This window comes from Prevotella sp. P3-122, from assembly GCF_002251365.1.
In the GTDB taxonomy this organism is placed as follows: Bacteria; Bacteroidota; Bacteroidia; order Bacteroidales; family Bacteroidaceae; genus Prevotella.
This window is the reverse complement of the sequence record NZ_NPJH01000024.1, coordinates 134,164-155,546: the sequence shown is the minus strand read 5'-3', so window position 1 is coordinate 155,546 and position 21,383 is coordinate 134,164. Positions and strand designations below refer to the sequence as shown.

The window sequence follows — 21,383 nt, the reverse complement described above, 5'->3', positions numbered from 1 at the left end:
AATGCGAAAAAGAAGATCATTTTTACATCAGTGTCTTTATGACAATTCTGAACAAGTAACTAATGGGAAAGGTAAGAATCTGATACCGCCCCCAGAGAGAGAATCCTTATGGAAAGCCTATCTGGAAAAATTTAAGGACCCACTGATAATTGTATTATTGGTGGTATTCTTTTTTTCAGTGATAGTCTCCCTGTATGAAGTCTTCTATATGGGGCAAGGCAAGAACATCTTATTCGAGCCTATCGGTATATTGTCTGCCTTGCTGTTGGCTACAGGAGTAGGATTCATCTTTGAAGTAAAGGCAGAAAGGGAGTTTGAAGTTCTGAATACTGTAAAGGACAGAAGGCCTATCAAGGTGTTCCGTCGCTTTATGGAAAACGGGAAAGAGAAAATTAGGATAAGGGAAGTCAAGAAACATGATGTCTGCATAGGAGATTATGTATATTTGGAGAACGGTGACGAGATACCTGCCGACGGATATTTGGACGAGACTAATTCCTTCATCGTTGATGAGTCGAACTTCACAGGAGAACCATACGCACGAAAATCAGCCTACGAGGAGGAGTTTGAAAAAGAAACGACCTTCCCCACCAATATGGTACTTCGAGGTTCTACCGTTATTGGTGGTACCGCCATATTCCATGTGGATAAAATAGGTATGGACACTATCGAGGGAAAGGGCGTAGCCAAAACCCAAGAAGGAAGAGAAGTGGAGACACCGCTCAACCAACAGTTGGACAAACTGGGCAGCATGATTTCCAAGCTCAGTTTCATTATTGCCATCCTGATTGTCATCGGAAGAATGGTCTATTTCTTCTTCTTTGACGGAAATGCAGCAAACAACCATTCATGGTTAGAGATAGCCGAGTTTGCTCTCGGTTCAATCATGCTTGCCGTTACCTTGATTGTGGTAGCCGTTCCTGAAGGATTGCCCATGAGTGTTACTGTCAGTCTTGCCCTCAGCATGAGAAGGATGCTGAAAGAGAACAACCTTGTCAGAAAGCTCCACGCGTGTGAGACGATGGGAGCAACGACTGTTATCTGTACCGACAAGACAGGCACTTTGACCCAAAACAAGATGACAGTTGTAGATTATGATTTCTATGGAGAGGATGCTGAGAAAAGGATTCAAAGGAACATTGCCATTAACTCAACGGCAGAAATATCGCTTGATGACAATGGAAAGGAAAAGCCATTGGGCAATCCGACAGAAGGCGCATTGTTGGCTTGGCAGAAGACAAAAGGCATCAACTATGAAGAACAGCGTCACCTATATGAGATTGGTCATGGTGAGCCATTCTCGACAGAGAAGAAATATATGAAGATGGAGTTTGAAGCCAAGACTGGTGTAGAACTTGCCAAAGAAGAGCGTCATGTCAGATATGTGAAAGGTGCGCCAGAGATTGTTCTGGAAATGTGTGATGTAATTGCCGGTAATACAGACAAGAATCATGTCCTCGAAAAATTGTCAGAATATCAGGACAAAGCAATGCGTACATTGGCTTTTGCTTCACAATATGAGAGCGATGGAAAATGGAGTCCCTTGACATTTGACGGCATTGTAGGCATAGCCGACCCTGTGCGTGACGAGGTGAAGGATGCCATAACAGAATGTACGCAGAAGGCTGGGGTCAGAGTGATTATTGTGACAGGTGACACCCTAGGCACTGCTAATGAGATAGGCAGGCAGATTGGACTTTTGGAGAGAAACGAGAAACAGCAAACGGTGACTGGTGATGTCTTCGAGAAGATGTCGGATGAGGAAGCAATGAAATTGATAGCCAATCCGGACTTTAAGATTATTTCACGTGCCCGTCCTGATGACAAAGCCAGATTGGTGACTTTGCTTCAGAAACAGAACCAAGTTGTTGCTGTTACGGGTGACGGAACAAATGATGCTCCGGCTCTCAGCAAAGCACAGGTTGGTCTCTCTATGGGCGATGGTACATCAAGAGCCAAGGAGGCAAGCGATATTACAATTTTGGACAACTCCTTCAGTAGTATCGTAAGGGCCATTATTTGGGGACGCTCTTTGTATCTGAATATACAAAGGTTCATTCTCTTCCAAATGACTATCAACATCTGTGCATGTCTTATTGTGCTGATAGGCGCATTTACAGGCCTTGACTCACCTCTGAATGTGACACAGATGCTTTGGGTGAACCTTATCATGGACACATTTGCCGCAATGGCTCTATCTTCATTGCCTGCAAACAAACGAGTGTTGAATGACAAGCCTCGTGACCCCAACAGCCATATAATAAATAAAGGTATGGGGACACAGATTGTCGGAGTCGGAATATTGTTCTTTGTAATCTTAGTCGGCATGTGGCAGTTGTTATGGCATTGTGACATACATGAGGTTTCTGAATTGTTTAAAAGCGAAAAGTTAACCCTGTTTGCCACAGGCATTTTCGACCTCAGCAAGACAAAGCAACATCTAAGTCCGTATGAGTTGAGTGTGTTCTTCACCTTCTTTGTACTCCTGCAATTCTGGAATCTGTTTAATGCGAAGTATTTCAAGACCTCTCGCAGTTTGATACAGGATATATGTGGAGTGTTCAAGAAGGACGAGGAAGTGAAGACATCTTTTAGCCCAAGTTTTATATATATTGCATTGGTGATTTTGGTGGGACAAATAATTATTGTCACTTTTGGGAGAGAAATGTTTAGTGTGTCTCCTCTTTCTTTAAGAGACTGGGGATGGCTACTGCTAATCACATCGCCTGTGCTTATCATTGCTGATATAAAACGATTTATAATAAACAGAATTAAAACATAGAAGATATGGACAGTCGCATTAAAGATTTGGGGAAAGACCAGCGAATAGCTTTGGCTCGCATAGTCTATGACCTTATTATGGCAGACAAGATTATCGACGATGAAGAAGTGGTCAAGTTTGCCAAACTGTTTGGTGAGGAGAACAACCGTATTCTCTTCCACCAGGCACAAGAACTGACGTTTGCAAAGGCAATCAAATTGTTGACGCAACCCTCGGATGACAACAACGACAATGAAGTCATCAGAAAAGTTCATGCCGACCAACGGCGAAGACAAGCAGAAAAGGCAGCAAACATTGTCAGTGAGACTGCAAGCAGTGATGGCTTCTGTGCTCCAGCGGAGGCTATCTTGCTGTTGGCAATAGACTATTTCCTCAAAAAGAACAATGCGACATACACCAAATATGATATTCAGTCATTCAAACTTACTGACATCTTCATAGGTAAACGCTTTGTGTTGTATGTTGACAACAATGCAAGCAGCAAAAGCCTTGAAGTAGAGCAAAACTATGACTTGATTGTCAATCTGCTCGCAAGCATCGGCTTCCAGTTTATCTATATCCCTAAGATTGTAGAACAATATAAGAAAAAGGGATTGGAGATGTTCAAAGCTATGTCTATGTATATCTTCCCCGATATACCAGAAGACAAGGTGGAGGATGTCTATAACAACATCATGCAGATGGACACCAAGAGTTTCGTTAAAGACTACTTGAATGAAAAGCTGGGCTTTGACATCATTTGTGCCCGTCCCTCTTTGATGGTGATGCTTGGCCGTTCGAGTGTCATTGGCAAGAATATATCTGATAAGGGTCTCGTCTATGAGACAAATGCCAACTTCTTAAAAATCAATATTGGAGAGGAAAAGGTGGTCAACGTAGTGGGAGATTTGATACATGACTTCAATAAGTTTGTAACCTTTAACTTCCACATTGATTTTAATCCTGCGAAGGATAAGTTGTTGTACCATGGCATTCATAAAGCCTTCTTTAGGATGGTGGCGTTGGCAAAAAACAATCCACAACAGTACAACATCAATATAAGCACGAATCTACGTGCTGTGTTTATCAATGACTACAAGTTGCCACTGGCTATTGGCAAGACGGCCATCTATATTATGATATTGTGCAGATCTTTCTTTGGTGACAAGAAAGGATTGCCTATGAAAAAGGTCTTCAACACTCTGAATGCTGAAGAACAAGATAGGCTTCAAGAACAATATGAATGGATTTGCTCACATCTGTCCAATTGTCAAACGATAACACATCGCAGTCCCCTCTATCCTAACGTAGTGAATAGAATATCTGAAATAAGGAATGCTATTGAGGATGTCGTTGGCAGCAGACTGATTGGAGAAATCCAGATTGGTACTGGTGATTACATTACTACCATTGTCTCACCTGACAGAGTATCAGTCAATGGAGTACCCATAAAAGAACATCCCGATTGGGGAACTTTCATGTAAGTTCATCCAAGAAATAGTCAAAATCAGGGAGTGAGTACATTAAGTTACACACTTCCTGATTTTGCATTTAACAAATGTCGTGTAAGTGAATGTGCACCTATTGTCTGTAGCAGAAAATCATGTAATTTTGCAGTACAGAAAACAAAAAGAATAACAATTTAAAACGAAAGTATTATGAGACCTCCAAGACCCGGTAGCTTAGGCTACAACGCAATCGTAGGAACCGCAGGTGCAACTGTAGGCGCAAGTTCAGGTGCTGCTTTGTCAGCAATTGGTGCTAACTCTATTGGCAGTTCGATCTCCAATGCAAGCAATAACGCAGTCAATGCATTCACTAACTCTATCAATTCGACTGCCTCTGGTATAGGAAGTGCAGCATCCGCAATTGGCCTGGGCAGTGTTGGAGCTGCTGTAACATCAGCAGGCTCAACGGTAGCCTCTGGTATTGGAGCTGTTGCTTCTGGAGCCAGTGCCGTGGGAACAGCAGTAGGTGGATTGGTGGTTGCTGCCGCCCCCATTGTAGGTGCAATTGCTGTTGGCGGAGCTATCGGTGCAGGGATTGGTTGGTGCATAGGTAAATTACTTGATGATTAGTATTATGGGAACAGTATTGGCAATAATGGGAGGATATTATCTCCTTAGCGGGCAGGCTTTCAAAGCCGCTGGCGAAGCAGCAAAATGGATTGATGAAAAGGTGAATCAGTCCAAGGACAAGAAAATGTAACGTTGCAATTGCAGTAGAGTTACACTTCTTTACACAATAAATTTGTGAGACAAAATGAATTGGATGTAAGGGAGTATAACTCTACTACATGCAATAAGAATTGTTACTATCTTTACATGCGAAAACAGGAATTTTTAATCAAATAGTGAAAGTTATGGGACTGATTGGATCTCTTTATCATACAGCCAAGGGCATATATGCAATGGCTAATCACGACTCAGAAAAAGCTAACGAAGAACTGGACAAGGCAGTGGACAGTCTTCATAGAACAATGATAATTTAATTCTATAGACAATGAAAACAGAAAGAGTAAATAGCCTTTTGGCTGAAATCGTAAGTAGTCAGGGATTCATTAACATTGACCAAAACGATGTTGATAGTTTCAAGGCTAATGTCGGCGATATTGACGCAGAAAAGGTTTCTGGGAAGATCGAAGAGATTGGCGTTATGCTCGATAACGCCATCTCCTCAATTATTGAGAGAAACGACAGCAAACAGGTAAAAGGATTGCTATTCGTCATTCGACTTCCACAAGATAATTGTTTCATGGAGAATATAAATGACATCCATGAGGTAATAGACAAACTGGGCGAAGAATTGGAATGCAAATGGGGAATATCTACAATGGACAATTTGCAAAATGACCAATTTGAGCTTATAGTGGTAATAGGATTTTAATACGGAATGTTATGGGATGGTATGACCTAACTTCGAGACAACAAGAGTTGGATCGTAAAATAGAAAACAGTGGCATTAAGTTGGATTCTTCCAATAGTTGCCTAAAGAAAGTAATGCGAGCCATTGGGGCATCAAGCAGCGAAGAAAATTATGTGAAAAGCCGAATCGCTCTCCGATTGAAGACCCAAGCACTGCTTGATGATACGGATGACTTCATCAACAGTACAGAAAAGATGTTGGATGACTTCAAGAAAGATGATGAGAAATGGGAACGAGAAGGTCGAAAACTCGGCTTTAAGTTTTGGGACTAAAATATGTTTATTATGACACAGGAAGCATTTAATCAGATTATAGAAGCAGCTCGTCATGGTGACGTGTTTGCCCAAACCGCACTAGGAATCATGCTGTGTGAGGGCAAGATAGTACAACCAAACCGGGAACATGGTTTGGGTTGGCTGAAGAATGCAGCCCAATGCAACTGCCTTTGGGCAAGGGACGCTTATGCTGAATACTCTCAGCCGCAAAATCAACCATCACAGTCCTCTGCTTCCAATGGAATTGCAGACAACACTGATTACGAGCAGGAGTTGAATAATCTGATTGGGCTGGAACGTGTCAAAACAGACATAGACTCTCTTCGAAACCTGCTCCGTATTCAGAAAATGAGGGAACAGAGTGGGCTACCAACCACTTCTGTGTCCTACCACTGCGTTTTCACAGGCAATCCCGGTACAGGCAAAACAACCGTAGCCAGAATAGTGGCAGGTATTTACAAAGAACTGGGTGTGCTGCAGAAAGGACATCTTGTAGAGGTTGACCGCAGTAAGTTAGTTGCAGAGTATGTGGGACAGACAGCAGTTAAAACAAACAAGGTCATTGATGATGCGCTGGATGGAGTGCTGTTCATCGACGAGGCATATACACTTGTAGGTGGAGAAAATGACTTTGGGGCGGAAGCCATTGCAACGTTGCTGAAACGTATGGAAGATGACAGAGACAGACTTGTGGTTATCCTTGCTGGATATACGGACGAGATAAAAGGATTCATCGAGTCAAATCCCGGCCTCCAATCGCGATTCAACAGATATATCCAGTTTGATGACTACTCTGTTGAGGAATTAGTGAAGATATTCAAGTTCAACCTAAGAAAGTCTCATTATAAGATTAAGCGGGATGCACTTGAAGTACTGCAAGCGAGAATCGAGCAAGCTGTGCGTCATAAGGACAAGCATTTCGGCAATGCAAGATATTGCAGGAACATCTTTGAGAAGATAATCCAGAACCAAGCCAATAGACTGGCTAAGATGGACACAATAGACAACGAGCAACTCGTGATAATAACAAAAGAAGACATTAACATATAAAGAAAGGGGATATGGACAAGATACTAAGATTATTTGGAGGAAGCGAACAATTGTGGCAGTACATACAAAAGTATGCAAAAACCGCTGGCATTGAAGGAACACGTACCGTCTTAGAGTTGTATTACGTGTTGAAGTCACCTGACACTCCAGGATTGGACAAGACTATCATAGTGGCAGCCCTTGCCTATCAACTTCTTCCAGAAGACTTGATAAGCACAGAGAACTTTGGCATTCTTGGCTTTATTGACAATGGTGCCGCACTTGCATTGGCATATAATAGGGTGAAATCGCGTGTCACCCCGCAAATCGATGCACAGGTAAATGCCATCCTCAATCAGTGGTTTGGTGGTATGCAACCTGCCATAGCAAGCGATGCACCTTCTAACAACAACTGGAATAACCCTACTTCATACAATGACGGATGGCGTGAGCAGCCTGTGCAGACTCCTCCCCAGTTCAACACTCAGGGACCAGTAAACAAGCCACGTAAGCCAACCACACCAATGTGGGATGACGATGATGTGGTGATAGATTGATAATATATATATTCACATAAAGAAATACGAAGATGACACCATACGAGCAATTAGGATTTACATTGCCTTCAGCGGCAGGTATTGGTCAAGCAGTAGAAGCCATGCCTGCTGGTGAGAGGGTAATTTCGGGATATTTCGCCGGTCAAATGGCAGGAATGGTATATGCTGGCTGGAAATCCCGCAGAACTGCTGCTGAGCATAATGCCAGAGCTATCAGTTTCCAAGAGGAACTAAACCAGATTCGCAATGAGTTTGGTGACAGGAAAATGCAGGCTGAAATTGAATTCCTCCATGAGTGTCATGACCTTGGTATGAAAAACCAAAGAGAGGCAGCCCTTCAGTCGTGCCGTGACCGTCAACAGGAAGAAGAGTTCAGACGTTTCTGTGAGAAGTCTTGGAACACGCATTTTCGTCCGCAAATCAACGCTGTATTAGAAGAGATGCTACATCCTTCCACGGATAACATCGGCGTTCCAAGGCTAAAATTGATGGTTGCACGTACACCGTTGACAGCAAAGAGCATGGACAAGAAGGGCGCATACGCAGACTTCTGTGATGAGTTTAAAGAGGATTTCTTGTTGCATTATAATCTTGGTTTGGATTCCATCTGGATGAGAGGCTGGGAATGTGACTGCGTAAGTGCCATGGCAGACACCATGAACTTGCATTACATCATGCAAGGTCTGCCAACAGTTATCATCTATCCTGTTCAGCGAGGTGACATTCTCTCAATAGAAACCGCGACATGGGGTTATCAGTTAGGACAGAGTCACATGATTATGGACAAGACATTTAGGGTGCCGATGTCCAAAATAGCAGAGAACCCTGAAAGAATGAGAACCCTGATGATTGCTGCTGCAGCATACATTGATGACTGTTATCGACTGATGCTTCATCATTCACCAGCAGACTCTCTTTATAAGATAAAAGGTTTGCTGCAAGAGGATGAACTTGTCTGGAATATGTTGACCACAAAATATCGTGGACTCATCATCCAAAGCCAGAGCAATATCGATACCATGATTATCGATGAAGAAGAAATTAAGAAACTTGATAAGACGATTGAATCATGATTATAGCAGGTGCAACAATAGGAGCAGTATCGTTTGGCATACAAGCATACAATGCCTGGAGGAACGAAAAGAACGCCAAGACCATCCAAGAGAAGCAAGAGGCATATCAGCGTGCCGTTATGGAGAAGAATTTTGAGGTGGCCATGGAACAGTTTCATGCCATGGCAGATGCGAGAAGGCAGATTATAGAAGAGGAACGCATAGAAAGAAAGAACGTCATGCAGGAGATGCACAAGCAGAACCTGCAAACAATTGCCGAACTGGCATCCTTGGAAAAATGGCCTTTAGCAGTCATGCCTTTGGTAATGAGAGACGACAACCTTTTCGGTTACGAAACTGACGATGTGGAAAGCATTGTTCCCATCAACGTGATTATGGGTCCATGCAGAGACCGTAACTTCCAGAATAAGATTTGGAAGGTCGTTGAAGACGAACTGTCCATCAGATTCGCCAAGTCATGGAACAAAGCCAGCAGTCACCCTGTCCTTTTCTATCAGGACGCATGGAAAGATGACAAAGACCCTGCGGACAGTGCTCAATGTGCCAATATTCATGCTTCAACGCAAAATGTGCCAACGATAATCTTTTCACCTGTACTGACAAAAAGAGGTCTCCAGATAGAGATGACCCATTGGTGCGTTACCGGAATGGATGCAAGCAATAGCTACTGCCGTGAAATCAGATTGTCATTAGAGGGGACGCATTACCAATACCATCAGAATGACGATTATGTGAATGTAGATATCGAACAGCTTGTATCGGAACTCGTTGATATGCTGGAGGGTATCATCGGTTATATGGATGACCAATATATGTGGTGCAGATATAGTGTGATACCATTGCTCCCACAATTACTGTCTATGCGTTATGACGTTGACCACGCAACCGTACAGAATATGTATGAGCAATATGTAGCCATGTTGAAGAGCAGCCTCAGTAATAGTCAAGTCCAGTTGATATTGGACTTTGATGCCGTGCTGTCGTATTGCGCTGTCATTGACCGATTTGGGAAAAGTGATGACGCATTCAAGGTGGTATGTTGTCAGTTCCTTGGTGAGAATGCACTTGTGGATCAAAAGATTGGGCTTCCATCCTACGAACTGGACAAATTGGTGACTTTCCTCAAATATGTAATGAATCACAAAAAAGAGATGAGCGTATCAGAAGGATTCATCAGCGGGCTTCATTACTGCATATCCCTTGAAAGTCTGTATCGGAACAGTGTTGAGAGCCTAAATACGGACAACAGAACCAACTCCTGTGATGAAGCTCATACATTCATTATGGCAGAGCCTATCACAGATAAAGCGAAACATTCGCTATCAACCGAGTGTCTTGACATCTGCGACAACCTTATAGAACGGTGTCGCCAAGAGACGGACGAGACTACCGACAGAAGGAATTGGGTTCGTCCAATGTTCAAAGAACAGGTTTTTGGGATCTTTGACCAAAAGGCAACAGATATATTAGGAGTTATTGATAATAAAGGCAATCAATATAGAGAAGAGACTATTGCAAGTGTATTAAACAAGACCTTATCTGCCCATCAGGAAAACGATTTGCTTCGTTTTGACAGTGAGGAGAAAGCACATGCCTTTGATGAATGTTATATGCGTCTGAAAGATTATGTCAAGTCAAAAGCAAACGATGTCAAAGTGGATTTCTGGAAGGACTCCTATATCAAGGACAGTGTGGAAAAAAGAATACTTGAATATTGTAATGCTTCCCTTGTCAAATGGATTGATTACATCTTTTTTAAAGAAGACATCATACATGACTCTATCTCTGATGAAGACAAGCAATTCATTGAGAGCAAAATGGTGAATCTCACCCAAATGCTTGACAAGATTGCCGACGATTATATAATAATAAGTTTTTCACCTCAAACAAAGTAATATAATGGACGCACATTTTGATACTACCGTTTACCACCCGACGTTTGATTTCAATCATGCGGTATATACTGATGCCCTTGGGCATTTCCACAATTTGGCTCACGAGTACAACCTGCCAGATGATGTAATACAGAATGCTGTACACGATGCGTGCGGCTTTATGCAGATGAATGACCTTGAAGTCAGAATGGATCAAAGTACAGGAGTTTACACGCATGACCCCACAACCCTGAATGATGATGTTCTCGGTTTCAGTCGTGAACAGATGTTGAATTTGGGTATTCATGATGAGCAATCGCTATCACTGATTTGCACACATGAAGTGGCTCATTGCATGTTGCAATACCTGAGCAATACGCATCAACTTAGTAATTGGCAGGAGGAACTCTCCTGTGATGCATTTATGGGTGTTCGGGCTGCGATAGAGGGTATTGACACAACAGCTGTTGAGGAATCATTAGGGCGCGAAACGCCCAGCCCGACGCATCCTAATGGTGAACTTCGTTTGAAGTATATAGAGATTGGCAAGGAGATAGGTGAAGACCTAAAATCTCACGGAATACCTGTGACAGCAGAGAATATTCTTGCAAGATTGAATGACCACGTTCAGGAAGATGCAAGCGAGATTTTCAAGCAGGAAGCCATCGTGAATGAGATTGCCCTGCAACAGGTACAAACCAATGCATACCATGGTACAAGTGGAGAAACTACTGGTAGCGTAGGAATTGTATCACAATCGGGTGATAGCGATACTACGGATGGTTCTGCATTCCATGGAATAACATATACGGCATCTGAGATTGCGGAACGTCGGCACCGAGTGGAGGACTGTGAAGACAGAGTGCGCAGGTTGAAGCACGAGTTAGAACTGCTGGAATACAAGGAAAGAGCTTTGAGAGGCAGAGAAAATAGTGTTGATGAATACCGGGCAACATGTAACAAGATACATGATACGCAGAGCAAGATTCACAGCGCGAATATCGACCTCAAAAATGCCAAACAGGCATTGAATCTTGCGCTATAGTATGAATTTTCATTGAATACCATTATGGCAAACATATTCGATAATCCTGCATTCCAGTTTCTTCAGAGACCTTCAATGGAAGACTTCTTGAAGCGATGCCAGCAACGTTTCAACCGATTTGGGTTGAGTGATGCTGACATCAACGATGCTATCAAGTCGGCTTGTGATTTCTTCAACATTCCGATGCCGAGGATGATACAAGACCTCACAAATGCCCAAAACGGGCAGACCATGTTTATGAATTGGGACAGGGGGAGTTATTACGATGACGTGCTGTGTTTCAATATGCAGCAGCTTATCAATATGAATGTCACCAACAAGGAGGCCTTCTCACTGGTAATGACTCATGAATGCGGCCACCGTGTCCTTCAAAACACCCAATTCCCTGGTGTGGCTAACGGACAATGGGAGTCGGAACTATGTCCTGACTTCTTTATGGGATGCAGAGCAGGATTATGGAATATGTCTTCTATAGAGAAAGTGGCTATGGGATTGCTGCTGACCAACGGCAGCCCAAGCCATCCTGAAGGGACTCTCAGAGCCATGTTTATCAGACATGGTCGTTATGTTGCTCCAGAAATGCATCGTCGCGGAATACCATTGACCATCCAAAATTTGGTTAATGAGTTTATGGCATTCAGAAACCAGAATCTCTATGAAATACAGAATCTGCAGCGAAAGTATTATAGGTTTTAAGATGTTTTGCATATGATATTAATAATTAGCTCAATAGTAGTAATAGCAATAGGAGTTGGTTTGGCTTGTCTTCGTTCAAAAAGGAAATTCGAGGATAAAGTCAACACTATTATGGATGCAGATGACTCAATCGATGTGATTGATACATCAAATTTAGAGGATGAATTTGACCGTATTGATGAATTACAGGAGAATATCGAAGAGATTCGCAATAATATTGAACAGCTCGATATTCCAACTCCTGAATATGTTTCTTCTTGTGATGACTCTGAGTCATCCCTGAATAAACTATCTAAGTTCTTTGAAGAACATTCTTTAGCTACAGTTGGCACAGAACAGTTTATACTATCTGTTATACCTTCATCGCAAATAGGTCAGTCTCTACATTCCATTGCAGAAGTATTGCCTCCGAATTTAGGTCATGCTGTGTTTGGTGATGCCATTTCTGCAATCAAGGATAATGCATCCTCTTTTTTTTCAGCCGATGGTCTTCAAAGGTTTTGTTATGGGATGCAACACTTAGGAAAGATGCAGATGGCATCAATGATGCATGAAGTATCGCACCACAATATTGCTAGTGCAGCTTTAACTCCGTTAAAATCGGGTGCCATGGAAGCATTAGGAGTAAATGACGCAACACGTGAATTGGCTCATTCCATCACTTCTATGGGAAACGATATGAATACAGCATTGGAAGCAAGTCAATGTATTGATGATTTTACGAATGCTTCTGATTTTGACATTACAGGTCACATACCTGTTGTTACAATAGCCATCTCTTCATTTAGAGAATATCAATTGCTTACAGAAGATAAAACGGACTATATTACTTCATTGAAAAATATAGCGTTGGATGCCGCCGGAGCAGGTGTTGGTGCAATTGCAGGAGCTAAGGGTGGCGCTCTTGCAGGAGGATGTTTTTTGGGACCATTAGGAGCAGGTATAGGCGCATTATTGGGGGGCATTGGAGGTGCTTTAGCTGGACGATTCGCAACCAATAAGATTAAACAGATACCACTTAATAATGCTATAGAAGCTTATGAGAAGGAATACTATATCATGAAGGAAGAGACTGATAAAAAAAGTAGGGAAACCCTGTCTGCTATACGAAACTTTGCAGATGAGAAAAAAGAAGAGTTTCATAGTGCTGAGATTATTGAGAATGTTCCTGTTACAGATACGTCTTCTGTGGCTGAGCAGATTGCGATATCTATTTATAGTTTCATCCTTAATGAAGTGGCAGAAATGAAACTTGGTGTCAACAACTTAAAGAAATCAATATGGTATTCAGCCAACAAATATGATGATATAATAAAAGAATATGAGGCTCAAATTGAGGATATTGAAAGCCAATTGCCAGACATAGACCTTGTCAAGGAAGATCCACGATTGGTGATAGACACCTTAGTTAATATAAAGATGCCCAATAGAAGAAGCAACTTGAAAATTCAAACAAAGTTAGAGGAATGTAGCAATGAGTTGAAGGCTGTCAACGACAAGAACAACTCTTCCATACTGGTTTGGTCATACATGATAAATAATCTATATCAGAAGACTCTCAATGACATAGCAGATTTTTCCAATGAGAAAATGCAGAGTTTGAATCTCTTATTTACTACATGGAAAGAAAAGATGAAAGATCTGCAAAATACAGTGGAAAAAGAACGTGCAAAATTGGGATAAATACGAAATATGGTAACACAAGAGGTCTATGAACACATGGCTGAATGGTGGAAATTCCAACGTCGCCATGAATGCAATCTGTTTGAAGCCCTTTTCAAGGACAGAGAGGATGTCACTGAAGAGGATATAGTTGCTATTGTGACTAACGTAGCAGAGTTCTTCAATATGCCGACACCAGAGATAAGCAGTAAGTGCGAGACGTTTGCCGAGGTGCTGTTGGGTGACAATGCCGACAAATGCGAATTGTCTTATAATATGGAAATGCTGAAAAAGACAGGTATCAACAACAATGATGCCTTCACCTTGTGTTTCGTTCATGAGATGGCACACCAAATGCTCTTTCATTACCGCTTTTCTCTGTTCTGCAGCGAACGATGGATTCAGGAACTTGCAGCGGACATGACAGCCGGATTATATGCGGCAAGACATCTATTGACAACAGGCAAATTCAAATACGCATTGTCAAGACAGAAATACAGCCTTACACATCCCGATGGCAAGTTGAGGAAGGAAATTGTAGAATGTGGCCGTCAAAATCTGGAACGGATGAGAGTGGATGGCAACACGATTATGGACATCGTGATAAGATACATGCCGTTTTTCGTTTATACCCACTACGACACGTTAGAAAGCGATTATCGAAAGATGGCATACGAACTTGAATTACCTTCACCTCCCCCACCGCAGCCTGTCAGGATTGAAGACCTGCCAGATAGCAACTTGATTAAGCAAGTAGTAATGAAACATAGAAAACAAAAAGATAAAGACAATGAGAATAATTGATAAATCCCCCATGGATGAGCCTTGTATTGGCAAGCTCATCAAAGAAAACTGTTCGGTCGGACAGTTCCTCGATAATTGTATATACCTGATAGCAGACGAGGAATCCTCATTTGCGAAAAAGGCTGTGTCGTTGATGGAAGAGTATAATGCCAAAATACAGGAACAGAACAAGGTATATTTCAACGACTATGACTTGGAGGTAATACAGCATGTAGAACTGAAGAACCATCCCAAGATCAAGGAGCGCATTGAGCAGTATGGCGATAATTTCGTGATACAATTAAAAAATCATGCGGATAGTGGGAAGAATTTCATCGTTGCCAAGACAAGCGAAGATAATCTGCTTAGTGACCTTCTCATGATGATGTATGCTGCAGAACGCATCACCAAACATGACATTGGAGAAGCCATAAAGGCTTTTGCGAAAGACAATACGGACGAGTTCATAGAACTTGCTAAGAATGCCATTAATGACGAGGCATTCCAATACAAGTATCTTGCAGGATTGGCTGACAATGCGATGCAACCATCCTTTGGTATGGCAGCATCAACTGCCGCTCTGAAGGAACGGTTGGAGGTTAAAGGTGTTATTACCCACCAACAAAGGATGGAGATGTATTCCCGTTTCTTGGACAACCTTAAGATATACCACAAGACCCATGACCCTAAGGTTGCGGCAGAGCTTGACTTCGTCATCAGTATCATTGACCCTGTCACTTTGCGTATGCTCTTCCTCAAACAATCACCCAAGTTGCAGGAGAAGATTAACAACTACATCAACCCGCGACGAATGGCAGAGGTATCTACCATGGATTTAGAAGTACGAAAAGTAAAAAAAATAGACGTAAACAGAAAGAACGATGGATATTATCGTCTCTTTCTTGTTAGAGATGAAGAGGCGTTGCAAGTTCACTTCAGCAGAAAGAACGGTTGCATCCTCTACCTGATATATCTGTTGGACAGAAAAAAGAATGGCGACAAGGTTGACACGCTGAATCTGATACAATATAAAGAGTTGTTTGGCAAACTGTACAATATCGTATATGGAATAAATGGTGAGCAATTCTTTATTGACATGATGAAGAACTATAACGCCAATAACGAAGTGCAGCAAAAGGGGTTATATACCGTGCTGAAAAGCATCCGTGACGACATAGGAGGCACCTGCGAGAGGATGCAAGAACCTGCAGAACCATTCCTTCTCCGTGATATAGCATCGCATCTTGCAGTCTTGCCAGACCATATCAAACTGCCCGATGAGATAATGACAATGATTTAGTGTTAAATTCGATTAACATATTACGATAACAACCTGATTTTCAGTGGGGAATAATTTGATATAAGAGGCACATTACAAAGCACCTTCATTCTGTCAAAATCTGCCGACCTTTGCAATGAAATTTAACATTGCAGAGGTCGGTTTTCGTATGCATAAACTTAAAGATTTGACAGATATGAAGAAGAATGAAACAACAGGTAGCGCAACCCTCAAAGGCGCAACAAGCAACGGAGTAAAGACTCCTGGTATCGGACAAGCTGTCAAGGACTTTATCATGGGTCTGCTTGTCGTTGTCCGTATGGAGATTGAAGACCGTAAGAAGTCACTCGATGTGACAGATGAGCAACTTGCGGAGCTGGTTCTTGCTCGTATAGAGGAAGATAAGCTGACTTTCTCTGATGAAAAAGAGGAACGTAAGTACTATGGTGTTGTAACACGCGAAGTGGTATGGAACTATGCTAATGCGACGGAGGCAGAACGTATTATCAACCGTTTGAAGTCTGGAGACCAACTGTTCGCCCAGAAGTTTTTCTATGGTAAGAATAACAACGAATGCAACATCAGCCGTTTCCGTTCCAAGATTATCGCACAGATCAAGCAGACATATCACTATGAGGTGAGTGTCGAGGAGTTTGGTAATATTGTCTATACCCATTTATGGGATAATGGAACATGGAGCGTATTGGATAACTATGCAAAAAAGAGCAGCTTCTTCTGCTGGCTTGAACAAGTTTCACGCCATGAAGTCATGAGAGTACTGGAAGACATGAAGGTCATCAATGTGAGCCGTGAGCGCACTTCGGGTAATACTCGCTTGCTCGGCACCTCCATCTCGCCTGATGTGTGGGAACTCATCATTACAGACCTTATGCCTGAGGGAATGTATAAGAATCTCCTGATGGCATCCTACGTTGAACGCAAGAACGAAAAGAAGATGGCAAAGGACTTTAAACTGGAAGCAGAATCATTACGCTCAGAAATCAAGAAGGCAGAAATGGCTTTGAAAGACAAACTGATCCGCGGTGACAGCTATTATGAGGAGTTGGTATTGAGGGACAAGACTCCGCGCAATGTCGAGGTATCGGAAGAGTTTATCAAGGAGTTTGTGAAATGGCAGGAAGGAAAGAGTGATGCCAGTCCTTTGGCAGATGTCTTCGGTGTCAATCTTGACAAGGAAGAAATCAATGACAAGGTCGTGGACTTCCTTTACCGCTTCTCTGAAAAACTGCAATGGTCTGACGAGGACAAACTTATATGGCGTTTGCGCTTCATTGAAAACACAGCACCCGTTGAAGTGGCAGAACGTTGCGGAAGAGCACGTGCGTGGTTGGACACCCGCTATTCACGCCTGAACAAGAAGTTCAATGCCGCTATCCGTGAATGGTGGAAAAACAACGCATGACAGAAAGGTGCTTGGCGTTCTACATTGATAGAACGCCAGCACTTTCCACATCTTTATTATAAGTAAAATAAACAATATGGATAAAGAAATTATTTCAACTAACAGGGTTAAGGCTTTTCTCACAGATAACATCGAGAAATTTGCCGGTTTCGTCAATCAAGTGATTCATGACGAGGAGTTTTTAAAGTGTGTAAGGGAACTGCTTCCATTTGACGGAGTGGCATACGCTTCGATGAACGTTCTGCCAGAGAAACAGGTCGTAAAGAAAATGGGAATAATTATCATGCGGATGGATATGGAACCTTCCCTGTTCTCCTTAGCTGTCACAATAACGATAGACAGAGGAAACAATGAGAAGCCACATGATATTTCTGTTTTCCTAATCGCTTGCAAGACTATCGAGGAGTTGCAGGAATATGTCAATGGAGACAAATTCAGGGAAGAAGTGATTGAACAATGCGGCAACAAGACAATCTGTGATGATGAACTTTTACAGAAGATTGCATCATTAGACATAGAAGGAGAAGAATAAAGCTATGTAAATCAATGATTTTGAGACTTACGGGTTACAAATAGTATTAATTTTGCATTCAAAACAGAATAATTATGGTTCAAGTAATAACACGAGAATGGGAAATAGCAAAGACCTATATATATGAGGTAGCTTTGAGAGACGGGATGATAAGGCTCGACTGGAACGATTTTGAGATGAAAGCGTGGAAAAGCAAGCCTGCTGTAGCAGTAAAAGTGGATGAACCGCTCGGCATATCAGAAATGTCGGTCAAGGCCATTGATGAGATAAAGAAGAATATCAATAATACGCTTTCAAGCGTGATAATCATCATATCCTACAAAAAAGACCAGCCTCTGATGATGGATGAGCTGGGAGGAATGAACGAATGTCTATCACGTCTTGCTGAAGAGGATGTTGAAATTAACTGGGGTGTTCAAGAAGCGGATGAGATTACAAACTCCCGGAGCATGACAGTATTTGCGTTTGAAAAACTATAAAACGATGAATTTATGAACATAAAAGTGCATTATGAAGAAGTGGCGAACTATGTGGAAAAGCACTATATGATTCGTCCACAGTTGAAACGCATCGATGACAAGACACTCGAAGTATCTTGCCAATTGGGTCGTTTCATTCCACCTATGGTGCTTCAAATCCACATTGAAGCTATGCGCAAGGATGTTGTGTGCTTGTCATACGAATGTGGGACAGGCATGGCAATGTTGATTGCCGGTGCTGTGGAACACCTTGACAACAAACTGCCACACGGAATAGAAATCAAGCCCGAAGACAAAAGAATCAATCTTTTCCCTGATCATGTTAAAGAGATTCGGCAAATTATGGAATATGCACAACTTGACGGCATACAAATCCATGAAGACGGCTTGGAGATATTGGTTAGTCTAAGATAATCATAATCGTTATGGGTAAAACGACAGTTCGATATAAACTGAAGAAGGCTTTTTCTGAGCTTGGAGCAGAGATGAAGAAAGACTCTTGTGGTCTTTACATCGTCAAATACAACTCGATGGAATATTTCCTCGATATGGATGAAAAGGAAGGTGCTTTTTGCATCTTGCAAACCGTCATGGGACTTCAAGGGGAATTGTCACAAAGCGAATTTGACATAATGTTGGATGTCGTAAGAAGTTTCCACAAGGAATATAATGGCGATTGGAACGATGGGCTGTCGTATGTGTATTCACCATGGTATAATATCAATGAGTCAAATGAATTCAACAGTAAGAGTCTGGAAAGAATCATCAAAGATTTCTTCGAAGCTTGGTCGTTTGCTTGCGCAAATGCTTGCCTTATTACGGACACCTCAATCTGGAAATAAACAAAATACGACTAATATGAATAAGAAGAATACAAGATTGGTATCAGCTCTCAACCATGCGGCAGCATTGGTTGGCGAGCGACAGAGTCTGAACGGCATGGAAACGGGACTTGGGTTGACCTTGCAACGTGACCGCTGTTTGGAGGAAGTACGGACTATTACCGATGGTCTGTTCCGTGTGGTCATCATGGGTACATTCACTTCGGGCAAGAGTACCCTTGTAAATGCCTTGTTAGGAAGCCGCATCTTGCCTGAGTCGGCTCTGCCAAGCACAGCCATTCTCACCTTCATCCAGTATGGCTGCGATGAGGATGACGTGGAGATTCATTTCAAGGACACTGTAAATGCAGACGGCAGTGTAACGGCAGGACGTGTGGAACATGTCAGCAAACAGGAATTTGTCGCTACATATCAATATACGAATGCCGACAATGAGGAATTTGCGCAGACGGGCAGCGTGGCACGCTTCAAGGATGTGGCATATTCCATTGTCCGCTGCTCGTTGCCACTGATGGCAGATGGTGTGAACATAGTCGATAGTCCGGGATTGGAGGACAAGGCTGTGGCGACAGAGCTTGCCCTCGACATAGCCGCCAAGGCACAGGCTATTGTCTATCTGTGTGGCGAGCGTGGTTTTGCGGAGGCTGACCGCGAATACTTTCAGGAACATTTCAAGGGTAATCCAGGCAACGTGTTCTTCGTGCTCAACAAGATAGACAACATAGCATCTGATGTGCAGCGTGAGCAGGCGATGGAGCGGGTTCGCAATGACGTGAAAGCCTGTTTCACCAAGGCAGACGGAAGCATTGACGAGGTGTTGATGAAGAAGCGTGTGTTCGGACTGTCTGCCTTATTGGCTCTTGATGCCCGCAGGGGAATGACTTTCGACGAGGACTTGCAGCGAGACGTGGCGATAGACAAACAGAAGGCGGAGCTGAAGATGCAACGCAGCCAGTTCCTGCCATTTGAGCAAGCCCTGCAGGAATTTCTGACTACCGATGAGCGTTGCACTGCACAATACAGGAAGGTGTTCCGCACGATGCTCGACACTTATAACGATGCTGTGGAAAAGGTTCGTGAGGACAGAGCCATCTATGAGCGTAACGGTCAGCTCAGTGCCGAAAAGCAGGATGAATGTCTGCGTATTATCGGTGAGATAGAAACGGGTCTGAGCGCAACAGAGACCTCATTTGACAACTGCACCTTGAAACTGCAAAACACTTTGGCGATGCTAATTCGCAATGCCGTGGATAGTGTCGATAGTACATGGGAGGTGGATCTGGAGACACTGCATGAGAAAATACGCTTTGGCATGAGGGACTATCTCTCATTGGCGTTGAGCAATATCAATGTGTTCAAGTCGAAGGAAGCCAGAGAAGAAGACATCAAGCGACTGTTGCAGCCTTTCTCTGAAATCATCGCCGACCATATAGCCGGCAAGATTGACCAGTTTATGGATAACAACCGTGCAGTGCTCGACAATGCTATCAGAGAGGCTGAGCAGTCGGTGAACATCAATCTCAACAACGTGTCGGGGCTGTTCTCACAGCTTGGCAATGTGCTGACAGAAATGCCACAGATGGGCAAAGGCAAGGACCAGGACTGGCTGCAAGCCATCATTTCCTATTGTGTGGGAGATGCCAGTGCCATCATTAAGAACTGTGCCGGTGGACGCACGGCATGGATGGAGTTCATCCGTAAGGCTGTGTTCAACGGAGTATGGCAGTGGTTGGTCATTCAGATTGTGACTGGCGGTTGGGGCATCGTGATATGCGCCCTCATCGAATGGATGCAGATAAAGAACGGCAAGAACGAGATGGTGGACCGTATGCTCACGGAAAGCAAGAATGTTGCCCTGAAGGAAATCCACAACAAGTTGGACGACCGTCTGCACGACATGAATGTGAACATTGCCATCAAGGTGAACGAGGTGAAGGATGCCAAATGCGGCGATGCCCGTCAGAGACTGGCAGACGAGCGGAACCGACTTGCTGAAATAGAGCGGAACATGCGTGACAATGCTTTCAATGCAGGACAAGAGAAGGAACGTACTGACCACATCATCGAGGCATTGGCGCAGGAAATCAGAGCCTGTCATGAAGATGTGTTTGGAACTCCTTACACGGAGGCATTGGCAACTATATAATA

General features: G+C 42.9%; 21 protein-coding genes. All 21 read left to right on the top strand.

Translation table 11 applies throughout. From position 1 onward, the window contains the following. Nucleotide 1 precedes the first annotated feature (1 nt). The 21 genes from CIL02_RS04810 to CIL02_RS04715 all read left to right on the top strand — a co-directional run bounded on the left by CIL02_RS04810 (nt 2) and on the right by CIL02_RS04715 (nt 21,381). On the top strand, nt 2-2,782 hold the full coding sequence (locus CIL02_RS04810) for a calcium-translocating P-type ATPase, PMCA-type (RefSeq protein ID WP_094399489.1): 2,781 nt from the start codon (nt 2-4) through the stop codon (nt 2,780-2,782). A 5-nt stretch (nt 2,783-2,787) separates the two neighbouring features. Then, nucleotides 2,788-4,245 carry a hypothetical protein gene (locus CIL02_RS04805; protein WP_094447055.1) on the top strand — a complete coding sequence of 486 codons (1,458 nt, stop codon included), beginning with the start codon at nt 2,788-2,790 and terminating at the stop codon, nt 4,243-4,245. 174 nt (nt 4,246-4,419) lie between these two features. Further along, a complete protein-coding gene (locus CIL02_RS04800) occupies nt 4,420-4,839 on the top strand; it encodes a hypothetical protein (RefSeq protein ID WP_094399485.1) in 420 nt (139 codons plus the stop codon). Between the two features lie 4 nt (nt 4,840-4,843). Beyond that, nucleotides 4,844-4,969 carry a hypothetical protein gene (locus CIL02_RS16860; protein WP_256387361.1) on the top strand — a complete coding sequence of 42 codons (126 nt, stop codon included), beginning with the start codon at nt 4,844-4,846 and terminating at the stop codon, nt 4,967-4,969. 294 nt (nt 4,970-5,263) lie between these two features. Next, nucleotides 5,264-5,647, top strand: a complete 384-nt coding sequence (locus CIL02_RS04790) for a hypothetical protein (RefSeq protein ID WP_094447054.1) — start codon at nt 5,264-5,266, stop codon at nt 5,645-5,647. A gap of 152 nt (nt 5,648-5,799) precedes the next feature. Then, complete coding sequence (locus tag CIL02_RS16650) at nt 5,800-5,958, top strand: hypothetical protein (RefSeq protein WP_240513522.1); 159 nt, start codon at nt 5,800-5,802, stop codon at nt 5,956-5,958. A gap of 12 nt (nt 5,959-5,970) precedes the next feature. Continuing rightward, on the top strand, nt 5,971-7,011 hold the full coding sequence (locus tag CIL02_RS04780) for an AAA family ATPase (protein ID WP_158215497.1): 1,041 nt from the start codon (nt 5,971-5,973) through the stop codon (nt 7,009-7,011). Nucleotides 7,012-7,022: 11 nt separating this feature from the next. Beyond that, a complete protein-coding gene (locus CIL02_RS04775; protein WP_094399475.1) occupies nt 7,023-7,547 on the top strand; it encodes a YkvA family protein in 525 nt (174 codons plus the stop codon). Between the two features lie 32 nt (nt 7,548-7,579). After that, entirely contained in the window at nt 7,580-8,620 is a 1,041-nt protein-coding gene (locus CIL02_RS04770) for a hypothetical protein (RefSeq protein WP_094399473.1), read from the top strand. A gap of 119 nt (nt 8,621-8,739) precedes the next feature. Then, a complete protein-coding gene (locus CIL02_RS04765) occupies nt 8,740-10,515 on the top strand; it encodes a hypothetical protein (RefSeq protein WP_141210132.1) in 1,776 nt (591 codons plus the stop codon). Nucleotides 10,516-10,519: 4 nt separating this feature from the next. Then, on the top strand, nt 10,520-11,539 hold the full coding sequence (locus CIL02_RS04760; protein ID WP_094399469.1) for a hypothetical protein: 1,020 nt from the start codon (nt 10,520-10,522) through the stop codon (nt 11,537-11,539). A 24-nt stretch (nt 11,540-11,563) separates the two neighbouring features. Further along, nucleotides 11,564-12,235 (top strand): hypothetical protein, encoded by a 672-nt coding sequence (locus CIL02_RS04755; RefSeq protein ID WP_094399467.1) that lies wholly within the window; start codon nt 11,564-11,566, stop codon nt 12,233-12,235. Nucleotides 12,236-12,247: 12 nt separating this feature from the next. Next, entirely contained in the window at nt 12,248-13,918 is a 1,671-nt protein-coding gene (locus CIL02_RS04750) for a hypothetical protein (RefSeq protein WP_094399466.1), read from the top strand. Between the two features lie 9 nt (nt 13,919-13,927). Beyond that, a complete protein-coding gene (locus CIL02_RS04745) occupies nt 13,928-14,701 on the top strand; it encodes a hypothetical protein (RefSeq protein WP_094399464.1) in 774 nt (257 codons plus the stop codon). After that, nucleotides 14,688-15,980 (top strand): hypothetical protein, encoded by a 1,293-nt coding sequence (locus CIL02_RS04740; protein ID WP_141210131.1) that lies wholly within the window; start codon nt 14,688-14,690, stop codon nt 15,978-15,980. The genes CIL02_RS04745 and CIL02_RS04740 overlap by 14 nt, the downstream gene beginning before the upstream one ends. Nucleotides 15,981-16,155: 175 nt before the next feature. Then, on the top strand, nt 16,156-17,382 hold the full coding sequence (locus CIL02_RS04735) for a hypothetical protein (RefSeq protein ID WP_141210130.1): 1,227 nt from the start codon (nt 16,156-16,158) through the stop codon (nt 17,380-17,382). 76 nt (nt 17,383-17,458) lie between these two features. Then, entirely contained in the window at nt 17,459-17,914 is a 456-nt protein-coding gene (locus tag CIL02_RS04730; RefSeq protein WP_094399458.1) for a hypothetical protein, read from the top strand. Between the two features lie 74 nt (nt 17,915-17,988). Continuing rightward, the gene (locus tag CIL02_RS04725) at nt 17,989-18,393 is read left to right on the top strand and encodes a hypothetical protein (protein WP_094399456.1); all 405 of its coding nucleotides are present in this window, start codon (nt 17,989-17,991) and stop codon (nt 18,391-18,393) included. A gap of 12 nt (nt 18,394-18,405) precedes the next feature. Then, nucleotides 18,406-18,807 carry a hypothetical protein gene (locus CIL02_RS04720; RefSeq protein WP_094399454.1) on the top strand — a complete coding sequence of 134 codons (402 nt, stop codon included), beginning with the start codon at nt 18,406-18,408 and terminating at the stop codon, nt 18,805-18,807. Between the two features lie 11 nt (nt 18,808-18,818). Next, nucleotides 18,819-19,235, top strand: coding sequence for a hypothetical protein (locus tag CIL02_RS16260; protein ID WP_158215496.1), 417 nt, complete (start codon nt 18,819-18,821; stop codon nt 19,233-19,235). A gap of 16 nt (nt 19,236-19,251) precedes the next feature. After that, nucleotides 19,252-21,381 (top strand): dynamin family protein, encoded by a 2,130-nt coding sequence (locus CIL02_RS04715; protein WP_158215495.1) that lies wholly within the window; start codon nt 19,252-19,254, stop codon nt 21,379-21,381. Nucleotides 21,382-21,383: the final 2 nt, after the last annotated feature.